Origin of the sequence: Methylobacterium sp. J-030 (assembly GCF_022829545.1) — a bacterium.
In the GTDB taxonomy this organism is placed as follows: domain Bacteria; phylum Pseudomonadota; class Alphaproteobacteria; order Rhizobiales; family Beijerinckiaceae; genus Methylobacterium.
In genome coordinates this window covers 117,378-131,361 of the sequence record NZ_JAKSYM010000321.1, presented here as the reverse complement: position 1 = coordinate 131,361, position 13,984 = coordinate 117,378, and the positions used below count along the sequence as shown (strand labels likewise).

The following is a 13,984-nucleotide window of genomic DNA, read 5'->3' as shown; positions in this document are numbered from 1 at the left end:
TTTTTCCAGAGATGGCCGATCAGCCAAGTCCGAAGAGCTTCGAATCCGGCTTCGTGCCGGGGCGCCACATCATCGACACCTACGGCAACGGCGGCTTCCGCTTCGCCGGGATGTCGCATCGCGGCTCGATCCTGATGCTGCCCTCGGGCGTGCGCGCCTGGGAGGTGACGGAGCCCCGGGCGATCGACCGGACGGCGCTCCGTCCGGTCCAGGCCGAGGCGGCGGGGATCGAGCTGCTGCTCGTGGGCACCGGTCTCGATATCGCGGCGATCGATCCGGTGCTGCGGGGCTGGCTGAAGGATTTCGGCGTCGGTCTCGACGTGATGCAGACCGGGGCCGCGGCCCGCACCTACAACATCCTGGTGGCCGAGAACCGTAAGGTTGCGGCCGCCCTGATCGCGGTCGCCTGATGCCGGAGGTGGACGGCCAGAGCAGCGAGACCGGACTCGCCTTTGCCCAGTCTCATTGCGAGGGCCTCGTGCGGGCCGGCGATCCGGATCGCTACTACGCGACTCTGTTCGCTCCGGCCGCCGCCCGCCCGCACCTCTTCGCGCTCTACGCCTTCTCGTTGACCGTCGCGCGGGTGCGCGAGGCGGCCTCGAACCCGATGGCCGGCGAGATCCGCCTGCAATGGTGGCGCGACGCACTCCAGGGCGAGGCGAGGGGCGATGTCCGCGCCAACCCGGTGGCGGCGGCCCTGGAGGAGGCGATCCGGGTGAACCGCCTCGGCCGCCAGCCCTTCGTCGACCTGATCGATGCGCGGGTGTTCGACCTCTATGAGGATCCGATGCCCCGGGTGAACGACCTGGAGGGCTATTGCGGCGAGACCGCCTCGGCCCTGTTCCGGCTGGCGAGCCTCGTGATCGGCAACGGCGCGGAGCCGGGCGGAGCGGGGGCGGCCGGGCATGCCGGGGTCGCCTACGGGATCACCGGGCTGCTGCGGGCCCTGCCCTGGCACGCCCGCTCGGGGCAGGTCTATCTGCCGGCCGACATCCTCGCCCGCTACGGCGTCACCCGCGAGGACATCATCACCGGCCGCGGCGGGCCGGGCCTGCGCCGGGCCTGCGCCGACCTGCGCGACCTCGCCCGGCAGCACCTCAAGGCGTTCGAGGCGGCGCGCTCGACCATCGCGCCCTCGGTCGGCGCGGCCTTCCTGCCGGTGGCCCTGGTGGAGCCCTACCTCGCCGCCATGGAGCGGGCGTCCTACGACCCGCTCAACACACCCGTCGAGCTGCCCCGCTGGCGGCGGCTGTGGCGCCTGTGGCGGGGGGCGCGGCGGATCGGTTAGGTCAGAGAACCCGCGCGAGGCCCGGCACCAGCGCCGCAAGGCGCACCGGCGCGCCCGGCTCCGCTTCGGCCTCCGGCGCGGCCAATACGGCGGCCCGGCACACATCGTCGCCGCTGAGAGCTGTGACCAGCCGTCCCCCCGGTTCGAGCGCCGCGCGCCAGTGCGGCGGGATCGCCTCGACGCTGCCGTGGACGAGGATCCGGTCGAAGCCGCCGTCCGGCAGGTCCGGCGCCAGCCCGTCCGCCCGGACCACATGCGCCTCCGGGAGCGCCGCGAGCCGCCGCGTCGCCTCGACGGCGAGCGTCACAGAGCGTTCGAGGCTCAGCACCGCGCTCGCCCCGAGCCGGGCGAGCAGCGCCGTGACGTATCCCGAGCCGGTGCCGATCTCGAGCACGCGCTGGCCGGGCTCGACGCGCAGCAGCGCCAGCATCAGCGCCACCGTGGAGGGCGCCGTCATGGAGGCGCCGCAGGGCAGCGGCAGGGCGATGTCCCGCCGCGCATGCTCCCGGTACCGCGGCGGCGCGAACGCCTCCCGCGGCACCTGCTCCATCGCCCGGAGCACGCCGGTGTCCCGCAAGCCCCGGCCCCGGAGCGCCATCACGAAGGCCGCGTTCCCGGCAGCCGCCTCCAGGCTGCCCAGATCGATCACGCGTCGAACGCCTGCGCGAAGCGCGTCAGGGTCGGCTCGTCGGTGAGGTCGAGGCGCAGCGGCGTCACCGCGATCCGCTTTTCGGCGATGGCCTTGAGATCCGAGCCGTGGCCCGGCTCGAACCGGGCCTTGGCGAAGGCCAGCCAGAAATACGGGTTGCCGCGCCCGTCGACCCGCGCATCGATCGACAGCAGCGCCTGATTGCGAAAGCCCTGGGCCGCCACCGCGACGCCCTGCACGTCGGCCGGCTCGCAATCCGGGAAATTCACGTTGATCAGGATGCCGGGCTCTATTCCGGTCTCCAGGATTTTTTTGATCAACGTTGCCCCATGGGTCCGCGCGCAGTCCCACTTGAGCGCCCCGCGCCCGCCCGCCCCGTAGGCCTGGCTCAGGGCGATCGAGCGGATGCCCAGGATCGTCCCTTCCATGGCGGCCGCGATCGTGCCCGAATAGGTCACGTCCTCGGCGACGTTCTGGCCACGGTTCACCCCCGACAGGACGAGATCGGGCCCGTGATCGGCGAGGATGTGGCGCACGCCGAGGATCACGCAGTCCGACGGCGTGCCCTTCACGGCGAAGCGCTGCTCCGAGACCTGCCGCAGCCGCAGCGGATCGTTGAGCGAGAGCGAGTGCGACACGCCGGACTGGTCGCTCTCCGGCGCCACCACCCAGACGTCGTCCGACAAGGCACGCGCGATCTCCTCCAGGGTACTGAGCCCCGGCGCGTGGATGCCGTCGTCGTTGGTGACCAGGATGCGCATCAGCGGGCCCCTTCGATCCGGTTGAGCTCGCCCATGTAGGGGTGGAGCACCGACGGGATCGTGATGCTCCCGTCCGGGTTCTGGTAATTTTCCATCACGGCGATGAGCGCGCGGCCGACCGCGACGCCCGAGCCGTTGAGGGTGTGGACATAGGCGGGCTTGCCGTCCTTGCCCCGGTAGCGGGCGTTCATCCGCCGGGCCTGGAACTCGCCGCAGACCGAGCAGGACGAGATCTCGCGGTGGGTGCGCTGGCCCGGCACCCAGACTTCGATGTCGTAGGTTTTTTGGCTCGCGAAGCCCATGTCGCCGGTGCACAGCGTCATCACCCGGTAGGGCAGATCCAGTTTTTTGAGGACCGCTTCCGCGCAGGTGAGCATCCGCTCGTGCTCGTTGGCGGATTCTTCGGGCGTCGTGATCGAGACCAGCTCGACCTTGTTGAACTGGTGCTGGCGCAGCATGCCGCGGGTGTCCCGCCCCGCCGCCCCGGCCTCGGCCCGGAAACACGGGGTGAGCGCGGTGAAGCGCAGGGGGAGTTCTTCCTCGCGGAGGATCGATTCGCGGACGAGGTTGGTGAGCGGCACCTCGGCGGTGGGGATGAGCCAAGCGCCCGTCAATTTCCGCCGAATTTGCTCGCGAACAACGTATCCTTCAACCGTTGGTTCGCTAACAGGATGACCGAGAAATTCATCGTCAGTTTGACGAGAAAGTGGTGCTCCTCCCGCCGCGTCAATCTCCCGTTCTTTATCAAAAAGATGCTGGTAGAATAGTTCCTCTTCCTCCTCGTCAAGATTTCTCATGACGGCGAACTGATCGTCACGAAATTTTGGTAGTTGTGCCGTTCCAAACATCGCTTCATCGCGAACGAGGATCGGGGGTGCTACCTCCAGATACCCATGCTCCTGCGTGTGCAGGTCGACCATGAACTGGCCGAGTGCCCGCTCAAGCCGGGCGAGCTGACCCTTCAGCACCACGAAGCGCGAGCCCGACATCTTGGCCGCGGCCTCGAAATCCATCAGGCCGGCGGCCTCGCCGAGTTCAAAGTGCTCCTTCCCCTCGGTCAGCCGCTCACGGGTGGCGGCGTGGCCGCGGTAGAGGACGTTGCCGTGCTCGTCGGCGCCCTCCGGCACGTCGGCCTTCGGCCGGTTCGGGATCGCGGCAAGTTTTTCCGTTAGCGCCGTGTCGGCCCGATCCTGCGCGGCCTTCAGCTCCGGCTCGGCCGCCTTCAGCTGTGCGACCTCCGCCATCAGGGCGGCGGCGCGGTCCTCGTCCTTGGCCTTCTTGGCGCCGCCGATCTCCTTGGCCAGCGCGTTGCGCCGCTCCTGATTGGCCTGCGCGGCCGAAACCGACGCCTTTCGCGCCTCGTCGAGGGCGATCAGCGCGGCCGAGAGCGGCGCGAGGCCCCGGCGCTGGAGATCGCGGTCGAAGGCGTCCGGGTTGTCCCGGATGGCGCGGATGTCGTGCATCGAGTCGGCTCGGGTCTTTCGCGCGGCGTCGGCGCGCGGGCCCCGCTTTGCCGCATCGCGCCCGGTGGGACAAGCGCGCCGGTCAGGCCTTCGGCGGTGCGAGCTTGAGCTGGTCGATCACCCAGAGCCACGTCCCGTCCGGCTGCTCACGGGCGACCTCCACCGAGAAGGCACCGTTGGGCAGACGGGCGAAGGTCATGGCCAACGCTCCGGTGCGCAGGGGCGGCAGGGTCTCAGGTGCCGGGAAGTCGGATCTGCGCGCCAGCAGGTCTGTGTAGAAGCTGCGGATCTCGGAATGGCCGGTCGCCACCACGCGGCCGGCCGCCAGCACGGCGCCGGGCTCGTACAGGGCAACGAGCCCCTCGACGTCGCCCGCATTGGCGCGCCGGTTGAAGAGGGCGGCCAGCGCTTCGGGTGCCTCGGCGGTCTCACGGGTCTCATCCGGCATGGCGTCTCCTCCACCGGTTCGCGTTGCGAGAATGCGCCGGGCGGCGGATCTTTCCGCGGGTGAGCTCATGTCAGTTGGGTTCCGTCGCGATCCGTCACCGAGACGAAGACCGGGATCCCGGCCTTCACGCTCTCCGAGACGGTGCAGAACCGCTCGAACTGCTCCAGCACCCGGTCGATCCGCGGCATCTCGACGGCGGCGGCGCCCAAGCCGATCCGGACCTCGATGCCCGTGATGCGCAGCCGCCCCTCGGCGTTGCGCTCCACCCGGCATTGCGCCTCGGCGGCGACGCCCCGCGCGTCCTGCCGGAACTTACCGAGCGCGAAGACCAGGCTGGCGCAGAGGCAGTTCGCGACGCCGGCGATCAGGATCTGCTCGGGGAACGGCCCGGCTCCGCCGCCGATCGGCGGCGCCTCGTCGGTAACCAGCGCCGGCAGGGCGGCGCCGAAATCAACGGTGAAGACGAAAGCGTCGACCTGGGTGATCCGGATCGTCGGTCCTGCGTCCATTCGAGCCCCCCAGCGGAACGCATGCCTTCACCCGCTGAAGGATCCAACGCCCGATCCGTGCGCCTGTTCGGAGAGTCGCGTCATGCAATCGGAAGCGGGTGCTTTCCGCTCGTCTTCCCCGTAGAACCGGCCCCCTGCCCGCCCCGAACCCCCCGATCCGATGACCAGCGCCCCCACCCTCGAGACCCTGATGCCGCTGCTGGAGCGCATCGCCACCGCGCTGGAGCGGGCCACGCCCCCGACCCCGCCGGCCTTCGATCCGGACGCCGCCGACGCCTTCCTGTGGGGGCCCGAGCGCCGGCTTACCCCGGTGCCGCAGGTCGCTCGTGTCGAGATGGGGCTGCTCACCGGGATCGACCGGGCGCGCGACACCCTGATGGAGAACACCGAGCGCTTTGCCCGTGGCCTGCCGGCCAACAACGCCCTGTTGTGGGGCGCCCGCGGCATGGGCAAGTCCTCCCTGGTGAAGGCGGCCCATGCCGAGATCAACGCCCGCCGGCCTGCCGGATCGCGGCCGATGAAGCTCGTGGAGATCCACCGCGAGGATATCGAGGCCCTGCCCGACCTGATGGCCCTGCTGCGCCCGGACCCGCACCGCTGGCTCGTCTACTGCGACGACCTCTCGTTCGATGCCGACGACACCTCGTACAAGTCGCTCAAGACGGCGCTCGACGGCGGCATCGAGGGCCGGCCTGGGAACGTGCTGTTCTACGCGACCTCGAACCGCCGCCATCTGCTCGCCCGCGACATGGTGGAGAACGAGCGCTCGACCGCGATCAACCCCGGCGAGGCGGTCGAGGAAAAGGTCTCGCTCTCGGACCGGTTCGGCTTGTGGCTCGGCTTCCACAAGTGCAGCCAGGACGAGTATCTGGCGATGATCCGTGCCTATGCCGAGCGCTACGGGCTCGCCGTGCCGCCGGAGCGGCTGCGGGCGGAAGCCCTCGAATGGGCCACCACCCGCGGCTCCCGTTCGGGCCGCACCGCGTTTCAGTTCATCCAGGATTTGGCAGGGCAGCTCGGCAAGACGCTGGACTGAGCGCGCGTTCGACGCATCCGGGACCACATGACGTGGCTCCGTTCCAGGCCGCTATCCTTCGGTGGCCGAAAGCGCATTACAACACAGGCTCGGAGCCGTTCCGCTCGAAGCCCCACGGTCTACGACATCGCGATGGAGCGGATTGCTCGGATGATTCCAGCCGACCCGAAGCGTTCTGACTTGTGTCGTGTACCGTGATGTAACGCGATCGGGAACGGTTTCAGCGCCTCTAACAAAACCGGTTGCTGGGCGTTGAGATGGGATGGCGAGACCGCTCCCTCCCGATGGCCGCGTATCAGGAAAATTGGTCAAGCCAACGTAAAAGACTTTGATTTGATACAAATCCGGTACAAAGATTGTATAAGTTCGAATTATTAAATTGGAATAATCGTCTAATAGACCAAAATCTGCCATCTTGTTGCAGTGATTACTTATCTAACACAAAATGTGCGACGCGTTGTGCGGGGTGGTCATCGTTCCGACATCGCGCCCTGTGTCAGGTCATCGCCGTCCGGTCTCGGATCACGGCAGGACGGACAGATCCGTGCAGATGCGGGTCCGCGCGTGCGGGGCTGGCAGCGCCGCCGCGTCCGGTGCGCTTGGACGGCGGATCAGCGTCCGCTCGACCCGAAACCGCCCGCGCCCCGGGCCGATTCCGGGACGGCCTCGCCCTCCAGCACGGTCAGGACCGGCCTAGCGATGCGGGTGAAGACCAGCTGGGCGATGCGCTCGCCGGGCACGATCCGGATCGAGGCGACGGCGTCGCGGTTCCAGGCGGAGACCATCAGCGGCCCCTGGTAATCCGCGTCGATGACCCCCGTGCCGTTGCCCAGCACCAGCCCCTCCCGGTGGCCGCGGCCGGATCGCGGGAAGATCAGCCCACACCATGCGGGATCCCGGATCAGCACCATGAACCCGGCCGGGATCAGGGACGGCGCGCCCTGGGGCGGCAGGTCCATCGGGCCCTCCAGGCAGGCGTGCAGATCGAGGCCTGCGGCCGAGGCCGAGCCCCAGCGCGGAAACCCCCAGCCCGGCAGCCGCGGGTCGAGGAGGTGCAGGCCGACGTCCGGCAGATCGCTCACGCGCCGAGCCGTTCGATCGCCTCGGCGAGCGCCAGCGTCCGCCGGGCCGCCTCGACGTGGAGGCGCTCGAGCATCTTCCCGTCCAGGGCGATCACGCCGCGCCCGCTGGCCTCTGGCGCCGCGAAGACCTCGACCAGGCGGCGGGCCTGCGCCACCGCCGCGGTGCTCGGCCCGAAGGCGGCGTTGGCCGGGCCGATCTGGCTCGGATGGATCAGCATCTTGCCGTCGAAGCCGAGGTCGCGGCCCTGCGCGCATTCGGTCTCGAAGCCGGCTGCATCGGTCATGTCAGTGAAGACGCCGTCGATCGCCTCGATCTCGTAGGCCCGCGCGGCGGCCAGCACCGTCATCAGCCAGGGTACGAGGGCGGCGCGACCCGGTGGCGGGATCCGGGCCGCCTTCAGGAGATCGTTCGGGCCAATCACCAGGGCGGAGAGCCGCCCATCGACGTCCCGCGACGCTCCGGCGATCTCGGCGGCGTTCAACACCGCCATCGGCGTCTCGATCATCGCCCAGACCCGGGTCGCCGCCGGCGCGCCGAGGCGGCGCATGCGCGAGCCGACGGCGATCAGCGTATCGGAGGTGCGGACCTTCGGAACCAGGATGGCGTCCGGCGCGGCGGCGGCGAGGGCCACGAGGTCCGCCTCGCCGTCCTCGGTCTCGGGCGAGTTGATCCGCACCACGACCTCGCGCCGACCGAAGCCCCGGGCGGCGACCGCCGCAGCGACCCGTTCGCGGGCCGCCCCCTTGGCCTCCGGAGCAGTCCCGTCCTCCAGATCGATCAGGATCACGTCGGCGGGGAGCGTCTGCGCCTTTTCGAGCGCCCGCGCGTTGGAGCCGGGCATCGCCAGGACGCTGCGTCGGGGACGGATCTCGCTCATCACGCTGCTCCCGATTCGGTGCGTCGGCGCGATGCGATAGCTGTCCGCGCGAGCCCGGACAAGGACGCAGCGCGGACCCGGTTCCGCACGGGGGAGGATCGCGATGGCGCGGTGGATCGCGGGACTCGACGGATGCCGGGGTGCCTGGGCGGGCGCCCTGCTCGACCTCGATGATCCCGACCGGCACCGCTGCGCCCTGTTCCCGGATCTCGCCGCGCTCCTCGACGCGCCGGAACGACCGCTCGTGGTCGGGATCGACGTGCCGATCGGCCTGCCCGACCGGATCCTCGGCGGAGGCCGCGCGGCCGATCTGGCGGCGCGCGCCAAGCTCGGTCCAGCGCGGTCGTCGGTCTTCCCGATGCCGCCGCGGGCCGCCATCTACGCGGCCGATTACGAGGCCGCCAAGGCAGCCTCCCGGGCCGACAGCGACCCACCCTTCGCGCCCTCGATTCAGGGCTACAACATCTTCCGCTACGTCCGCGCGGTCGATGCCCTGCTGCGGGAGCGGCCTGAACTGCGCGACCGGGTTCACGAGGTCCACCCGGAGGTGGCGTTCCACGCCCTCAACGGCGACCGGCCCCTCGGCCTGCCGAAGAAAGGGCGCGCGGCCCGCCTGGGGCTCGATCGCCGACGCGCTCTTCTGTCCGCGGCGGGCCTGCCGGCGGCGCTGCTCGATGCCCGTGCCAAGGGCATCCCGGAGGACGACCACCTCGATGCGCTGGCCGCCCTGGTCGTGGCGCGCGACATCCTGGCGGGCCGCGCCCGGCCGCTCCCCGACCCGCCGGCACAGGACGGTCACGGTCTGCCGGTGGTGATCTGGGCACCGGCCGTGCAGGAACCGCCGGCGCTCCGGGGCGAATGATGATTTATCCGCCGGGCGCCCGCTTTTTGTGCACTGCACGAGGCGACCTCGCGGCGGACAGGCGCCTGCGACCGGATCGCATTTCGTCTGTTCGCTCCGGCCCCTAGCGCCAAGCGGCCGATCTGGCACGGAAGCTGCTTAATAAGCTCCGTCCGTCAACGGCGACGGACAGCGCCGTCAGCGAGGCCGCTGATCCGGTTCTCCTGGGGCTCGAAGCGTGCCCGGGGTCACCGGCAGCGGCTTTTTCGTGGGCGGTCCGCCAACGATCCTGCAATCGAGGTTCCAGACGCAAGCGAACGATGGCGACATCCCCTATCGACACACGGAGACACGACGCGCGTAGCCAGACCGGCCTGCCGCGCGAGAGACTCGTCGTCGTCGGCAACGGCATGGCCTCGCTGCGCTTCCTGGAGCGCCTGACCGAGGGGTCTCCCGGCCGCTTCGACGTCACCTGCGTCGGCGCCGAGCCCCAGGCCGCCTATAACCGGGTGCTGCTTTCCTCGCTGCTCGGCGGCGAGGTCGACGAGGCGGCCTGCGCGTTCCGCGGCCTCGACTGGTACGAGACCCACGGCATCCGCCTGATCACCGGCGCGCCGGTCACGCAGATCGACCGGGAGAACGGGCTGGTCCTCGTGGGCGAGACCCACGTCCTGCCGTTCGACAAGCTGGTTCTCGCGGTTGGGTCGCTGCCGATCCGCCTGCCGAAGCCCGGCATGGATCTGCCCGGCGTCATCACGTTTCGCGATCTCGCCGACGTGGCGGCGATCCGCCGGGCGGCCGTCCAGCATGCACGGGCGATCGTCATCGGCGGCGGCCTGCTGGGCCTCGAAGCTGCGGTCGGGCTCGCGCGGCTCGGGATCGACACGACCCTGCTCCACGTCATGGACCGCCTGATGGAGCGCCAGCTCGACCACCACGCCGCCGGGCTGGTGAAGCGCGCCATGGAGGCCCGCGGCGTGAAGGTCCTCCTCAGCGCCGACACCGCCCGCGTCGAGGGCGATGGCCGGGTCGAGCGTCTCACGCTGGCGGACGGCACGGTGCTGCCGGCGGATCTCGTGGTGATGTCGGTGGGCGTGCGCCCCTCGCTGGCGCTGGCGCAGGCCGCGGGGCTCGCGACCGGCCGCGGCATCACGGTCGATGATCGGATGACGACCTCAGACGCGCGCATCTTCGCGTTGGGCGAATGCGCCGAGCATCGCGGGATGGTCTACGGCCTCGTCGAGCCCGCCTACGAGCACGCCGACACGCTGGCCCGCCACCTCGCCGGCGAGGCCGCCGCTTACCGGGGCACGGCCCTGTCGACGAGCCTCAAGGTTTCCGGCCTGCCGGTCTTCTCGGCCGGCATCGTGGATACGCCGGACGACGCCGAGGCGATCGTGCTCTCCGATCCCGGCGCCGGACTCTACCGCAAGCTGCTGGTTCGAGAGGGCAAGCTGATCGGCGCCGTGTTCGTGGGCGACATCGCCGAGCAGGCGGCGTGCAAGCGCCTGATTCGCACGGGCGATCCGATCGAGAACGTGGACGACTTGATGTTCGGGTGCCCCGCGCCCGAGCCGCTGGCCGCTTAGGGAGGCACGGAATGGCCGAGACCCTCACCCAGACTGCACCGCAGGCTGCACCGAACCCGTTCGACGCCGAGCAGCAGCGCTACCTCGAAGGGTTCGCCTCCGGGATCGCCGCCGTCCGGATGACCGGCGGCCTCGCCGGCGGGGCGGGGGCGGCCGCGCCCCCCGCCGAGCCGACGGGCCCGGACGCGATTCACATCAAGGCGCAGGACAAGACCCTCAAGGACGGCGGCAAGCTCTGCGAGCAGGAGAAGTGGAAGCGCGCCGAGAATCCGTTCGAAGGCCACAACCGCCTGATTCGCGAGGCGGCGGCCGGCAAGCAGCCGAAGCCCGAGGACAATTTCCGCTGGCGCTATCACGGCCTGTTCTGGGTCGCGCCCAATCAGGTCTCGTACATGTGCCGGATGCGGATCCCGAACGGGATCCTGCACCATTGGCAGTTCGCGGGCGTCGCCGACCTCGCTGACGAGCACGGCGGCGGCTACGTCCACGTGACGACCCGGGCGAACCTGCAGGTGCGCGAGATCAGCCCGGAGCACGCCCAGCCCTTCCTCGACGGGCTCACCGATATCGGCCTCACCGCCCGGGGCTCGGGGGCCGACAACATCCGCAACGTCACCGGCTCCTCGACCGCCGGCATCGACGCCCAGGAACTCCTCGACACGCGCCCGCTCGCCAAGTCCTGGCACAATTGGATCCTCAACGACCGCTCGCTCTTCGGCCTGCCGCGCAAGTTCAATGTCGCGTTCGACGGCAGCGGCGTGATGCCGACCCTGGAGGAGACCAACGACATCGGCTTCCAGGCTGTGGAGGTACTGGACGGCGCATCCGTGCCGCCGGGCATCTACATGCGCCTCGTGCTGGGCGGCATCTCGGGCCACCGGGACCTCGCCCGGGACACCGGCATCGTGCTGAAGCCTGAGGATTGCAACGCCGTGGCGGACGCGATCATCCGGGTGTTCATCGAGAACGGCGACCGGACCAACCGCAACAAGAGCCGGATGAAGTACGTGCTCGACGCCTGGGGCTTCGACAAGTACCTCGCCGCCGTCGAGGACAAGCTCGGCCGCAAGCTCGACCGGGTCGCGTCGGAGCACGTGGCCCCGCGTAAACCCACCGACCGCTACGCCCATGTCGGCGTCCACGCCCAGAAGCAGCCGGGCCTGAACTGGATCGGCGTGGTCCTGCCGGTGGGCAAGATGACCAGCGATCAGGTCCGGGCCCTGGCGAAGATCGCGGCCGAGTGCGGCGACGGCCAGATCCGCCTTACCGTCTGGCAGAACTTCATTTTTTCCGGGATCCCGGACGCGAAGGTCGCGGAGGTCGAGTCGCGGATCGAGGCGCTCGGCCTCACCACCAAGGCTGCGGGCATCCGCTCGGGCCTCGTGGCCTGCACGGGCGCGCGGGGCTGCAAGTTCGCGGCCTCCGACACGAAGGGGCACGCCCTGATCATCGCCGACCATATCGAGACGGCCGTGCCGAACCTCGACGTGCCGGTGAACGTCCACCTCACCGGCTGCCACCATAGCTGCGCCCAGCACTACATCGGCGATATTGGGCTGATCGGCGCCAAGGTCGTCGTCTCCGAAGAGGGCGATACCGTCGAGGGCTACGACATCGTGGTCGGCGGTGGCTTCGCCGAGAACCCGAAGATCGGCACCGAGATCTGGAAGGCCGTGAAGGCCGAGGATTGTCCCTCCCGGGTCGAGGCGCTGCTGCGCGCCTACCTCGCCCGCCGCCAGGGCCCCGAGGAGAGCTTTCAGGCCTTCACCAGCCGCACCGGCGCGGAGGCGCTCCGCGACGCTGCCGAGGACCAGCCCGCCCTGAAGGCCGCCGCATGACCCAGCACGTCTCGCCCCCCCTCGTCCTGATCCCCGAATCCGCCCCGTTCAACGAAGATCAGCGCGCCTGGCTCTCGGGCTACTTCGCGGCGTTGCTCGGCCCCGCCATCGCGGGCGCCACGGCGCTCGCGCCCGGCGAAGGTCCCGCCACGGGGCCGAAACTCGCCGACAACGACGATGCGCCCTGGCACGACCCCTCCGTGCCGATCGGCGAGCGGATGGAGATGGCCAAGGACCGGCCCGAGCCGCAGAAGCTGATGGCCGCCATGGCCCAGCAGGATTGCGGCCAGTGCGGCTACAACTGCGCCGACTACGCCAACGCGATCTTCTTGAAGAACGAGGAGCGCCTGAATCTTTGCCAGCCCGGCGGCAAGGAGACGATGCGCATGCTCAAGAAGCTGGACGAGGAGTTCGGCACCTCCGGCGGCGCGCCGGCCACCCCGAAGGCGGAGGGCGACGCGCCGAAGAAGGCGGCCGATCTCGGGCCGCTGGGCTTCTGCCGGGAAAACCCGGTCGAGGCCCTGTTCCTGTCCCGCCGCCGCCTCAACGATCCGGGCGGCGAGAAGGAGACGTGGCACATCGAGATCGGGCTCGACGGCACGCCGATCCAGTACGAGGTCGGCGACTCGCTCGGCCTGTTCCCCGCCAACGCCCCGGCGCTGGTGGACGCGGTGATCGCCGAACTCGGCGCCCGGCCCGAGCGGGTGATCGGCGCCCGGACCCTGCGCGACCACCTGCTGATCAACTACGCGCTGGGCGCCGCGCCGGACAATCTCTATCAGCTCCTGTCGCTCCTGACCTCTGGGGCAGCGCGTAAAAAGGCGCAGGCGCTGGCCTCCGGCGAGGATCCGGACGGCGATGCCGCCTATCTCGACGTGCTCGGCGCGCTCCACAAGTTCCCGGGGGCCCGGCCCGACGCCGAGGTCTTCCTGGAGGCCTTGGACGAGCTGCAGCCGCGGCTCTACTCGATCTCCTCCTCGCCCAAGATGGATGTCGGCCGGGTGTCGCTGACGGTGGACGCGGTGCGCTACAACCACCGCTCGCGGCTGCGGCTCGGCGTGGCCTCGACGCATCTCGGCGAGCGCCTGCCGGAGCAGACCCGGGTGAAGGTCTATCTCCAGAAGGCGCACGGGTTCGGGTTGCCGGCGGACCTGTCGAAGGACGTGATCATGTGCGGCCCCGGCACCGGCATCGCGCCGTTCCGGGCCTTTCTGCGCGAGCGCGCCGCCACGCAGGCGCCGGGCCGCAACTGGCTGTTCTACGGCCACCAGCGTCAGGCCTCGGACTTCTTCTACAAGGACGAGCTGACCCAGTTGAAGGACGATAAGGTCCTCACCCGCCTGTCGCTCGCGTGGTCCCGGGACGGCACCGAGAAGACCTACGTCCAGGATCGGATGCGGGAGAACGGCGCCGATCTGTGGAAGTGGCTCGAGGGCGGCGCGCATTTCTACGTCTGCGGCGACGCCAAGCGCATGGCCAAGGATGTGGAGCGGGCGATCATCGACGTCGCGGCCCAGTTCGGGGGCAAGAGCCCCGAGGATGCGGTGGCGTATCTCGCAGCGCTCAGGAAGGCCGGGCGGTATCAGGCCGACGTGTACTGAG

The 13,984-nt window shown here is 70.0% G+C and carries 14 protein-coding genes; 7 read left to right on the top strand and 7 right to left on the bottom strand.

Annotated elements, in window-relative coordinates; translation table 11 throughout:
* Nucleotides 1–11 precede the first annotated feature (11 nt).
* Both MKK75_RS24565 and MKK75_RS24560 read left to right on the top strand, forming a co-directional pair.
* A complete protein-coding gene (locus tag MKK75_RS24565) occupies nt 12–410 on the top strand; it encodes an Mth938-like domain-containing protein (protein WP_244045126.1) in 399 nt (132 codons plus the stop codon).
* Nucleotides 410–1,288 (top strand): phytoene/squalene synthase family protein, encoded by an 879-nt coding sequence (locus MKK75_RS24560; protein WP_244045125.1) that lies wholly within the window; start codon nt 410–412, stop codon nt 1,286–1,288. The genes MKK75_RS24565 and MKK75_RS24560 overlap by 1 nt, the downstream gene beginning before the upstream one ends.
* Nucleotide 1,289: 1 nt before the next feature.
* Here the strand turns inward: MKK75_RS24560 and MKK75_RS24555 are convergent, their stop codons facing one another.
* From MKK75_RS24555 to MKK75_RS24535, 5 genes are all read right to left on the bottom strand, one after another.
* Nucleotides 1,290–1,937 carry a protein-L-isoaspartate O-methyltransferase family protein gene (locus MKK75_RS24555; RefSeq protein ID WP_244045124.1) on the bottom strand — a complete coding sequence of 216 codons (648 nt, stop codon included), beginning with the start codon at nt 1,935–1,937 and terminating at the stop codon, nt 1,290–1,292.
* Entirely contained in the window at nt 1,934–2,698 is a 765-nt protein-coding gene (gene surE, locus MKK75_RS24550) for a 5'/3'-nucleotidase SurE (RefSeq protein ID WP_244045123.1), read from the bottom strand. The genes MKK75_RS24555 and surE overlap by 4 nt, the downstream gene beginning before the upstream one ends.
* Nucleotides 2,698–4,161, bottom strand: a complete 1,464-nt coding sequence (gene serS / locus MKK75_RS24545; RefSeq protein WP_244045122.1) for a serine--tRNA ligase — start codon at nt 4,159–4,161, stop codon at nt 2,698–2,700. The genes surE and serS overlap by 1 nt, the downstream gene beginning before the upstream one ends.
* Nucleotides 4,162–4,243: 82 nt before the next feature.
* Nucleotides 4,244–4,609, bottom strand: a complete 366-nt coding sequence (locus tag MKK75_RS24540) for a hypothetical protein (RefSeq protein WP_244045121.1) — start codon at nt 4,607–4,609, stop codon at nt 4,244–4,246.
* A 65-nt stretch (nt 4,610–4,674) separates the two neighbouring features.
* Complete coding sequence (locus tag MKK75_RS24535) at nt 4,675–5,118, bottom strand: OsmC family protein (protein WP_244045120.1); 444 nt, start codon at nt 5,116–5,118, stop codon at nt 4,675–4,677.
* Between the two features lie 160 nt (nt 5,119–5,278).
* On the opposite strand from MKK75_RS24535, the gene MKK75_RS24530 reads away from it, so the two are divergent.
* Nucleotides 5,279–6,154 (top strand): ATP-binding protein, encoded by an 876-nt coding sequence (locus MKK75_RS24530; RefSeq protein ID WP_244045119.1) that lies wholly within the window; start codon nt 5,279–5,281, stop codon nt 6,152–6,154.
* A 611-nt stretch (nt 6,155–6,765) separates the two neighbouring features.
* Here MKK75_RS24530 and dut read toward each other — a convergent pair.
* Nucleotides 6,766–7,236, bottom strand: coding sequence for a dUTP diphosphatase (gene dut / locus MKK75_RS24525; RefSeq protein WP_244045118.1), 471 nt, complete (start codon nt 7,234–7,236; stop codon nt 6,766–6,768).
* The gene (locus tag MKK75_RS24520) at nt 7,233–8,114 is read right to left on the bottom strand and encodes an HpcH/HpaI aldolase/citrate lyase family protein (protein ID WP_244045117.1); all 882 of its coding nucleotides are present in this window, start codon (nt 8,112–8,114) and stop codon (nt 7,233–7,235) included. Before MKK75_RS24520 ends, dut begins: the two co-directional genes overlap by 4 nt.
* Before the next feature lie 103 nt (nt 8,115–8,217).
* Between MKK75_RS24520 and MKK75_RS24515 the strand changes: the two genes are divergently transcribed.
* The 4 genes from MKK75_RS24515 (at nt 8,218) to MKK75_RS24500 (ending at nt 13,983) form a co-directional block, all read left to right on the top strand.
* The gene (locus MKK75_RS24515; RefSeq protein WP_244045116.1) at nt 8,218–8,976 is read left to right on the top strand and encodes a DUF429 domain-containing protein; all 759 of its coding nucleotides are present in this window, start codon (nt 8,218–8,220) and stop codon (nt 8,974–8,976) included.
* Between the two features lie 299 nt (nt 8,977–9,275).
* Nucleotides 9,276–10,544: an NAD(P)/FAD-dependent oxidoreductase gene (locus tag MKK75_RS24510; protein WP_244045115.1), complete on the top strand. Its 1,269-nt coding sequence runs from the start codon at nt 9,276–9,278 to the stop codon at nt 10,542–10,544.
* 11 nt (nt 10,545–10,555) lie between these two features.
* Nucleotides 10,556–12,382: a NirA family protein gene (locus tag MKK75_RS24505; RefSeq protein WP_244045114.1), complete on the top strand. Its 1,827-nt coding sequence runs from the start codon at nt 10,556–10,558 to the stop codon at nt 12,380–12,382.
* Nucleotides 12,379–13,983: a sulfite reductase subunit alpha gene (locus MKK75_RS24500; RefSeq protein WP_244045113.1), complete on the top strand. Its 1,605-nt coding sequence runs from the start codon at nt 12,379–12,381 to the stop codon at nt 13,981–13,983. Before MKK75_RS24505 ends, MKK75_RS24500 begins: the two co-directional genes overlap by 4 nt.
* Nucleotide 13,984: the final 1 nt, after the last annotated feature.

What these genes read in the sequence shown, in the direction of transcription:
- MKK75_RS24565 (WP_244045126.1), top strand. Translation starts at nt 12, where the DNA reads ATGGCCGATCAGCCAAGTCCGAAGAGCTTCGAATCCGGCTTCGTGCCG.
- MKK75_RS24560 (WP_244045125.1), top strand. Translation starts at nt 410, where the DNA reads ATGCCGGAGGTGGACGGCCAGAGCAGCGAGACCGGACTCGCCTTTGCC.
- surE (WP_244045123.1), bottom strand. Translation starts at nt 2,698, where the DNA reads ATGCGCATCCTGGTCACCAACGACGACGGCATCCACGCGCCGGGGCTC.
- serS (WP_244045122.1), bottom strand. Translation starts at nt 4,161, where the DNA reads ATGCACGACATCCGCGCCATCCGGGACAACCCGGACGCCTTCGACCGC.
- MKK75_RS24540 (WP_244045121.1), bottom strand. Translation starts at nt 4,609, where the DNA reads ATGCCGGATGAGACCCGTGAGACCGCCGAGGCACCCGAAGCGCTGGCC.
- MKK75_RS24535 (WP_244045120.1), bottom strand. Translation starts at nt 5,118, where the DNA reads ATGGACGCAGGACCGACGATCCGGATCACCCAGGTCGACGCTTTCGTC.
- MKK75_RS24530 (WP_244045119.1), top strand. Translation starts at nt 5,279, where the DNA reads ATGACCAGCGCCCCCACCCTCGAGACCCTGATGCCGCTGCTGGAGCGC.
- MKK75_RS24520 (WP_244045117.1), bottom strand. Translation starts at nt 8,114, where the DNA reads ATGAGCGAGATCCGTCCCCGACGCAGCGTCCTGGCGATGCCCGGCTCC.
- MKK75_RS24515 (WP_244045116.1), top strand. Translation starts at nt 8,218, where the DNA reads ATGGCGCGGTGGATCGCGGGACTCGACGGATGCCGGGGTGCCTGGGCG.
- MKK75_RS24510 (WP_244045115.1), top strand. Translation starts at nt 9,276, where the DNA reads ATGGCGACATCCCCTATCGACACACGGAGACACGACGCGCGTAGCCAG.
- MKK75_RS24505 (WP_244045114.1), top strand. Translation starts at nt 10,556, where the DNA reads ATGGCCGAGACCCTCACCCAGACTGCACCGCAGGCTGCACCGAACCCG.
- MKK75_RS24500 (WP_244045113.1), top strand. Translation starts at nt 12,379, where the DNA reads ATGACCCAGCACGTCTCGCCCCCCCTCGTCCTGATCCCCGAATCCGCC.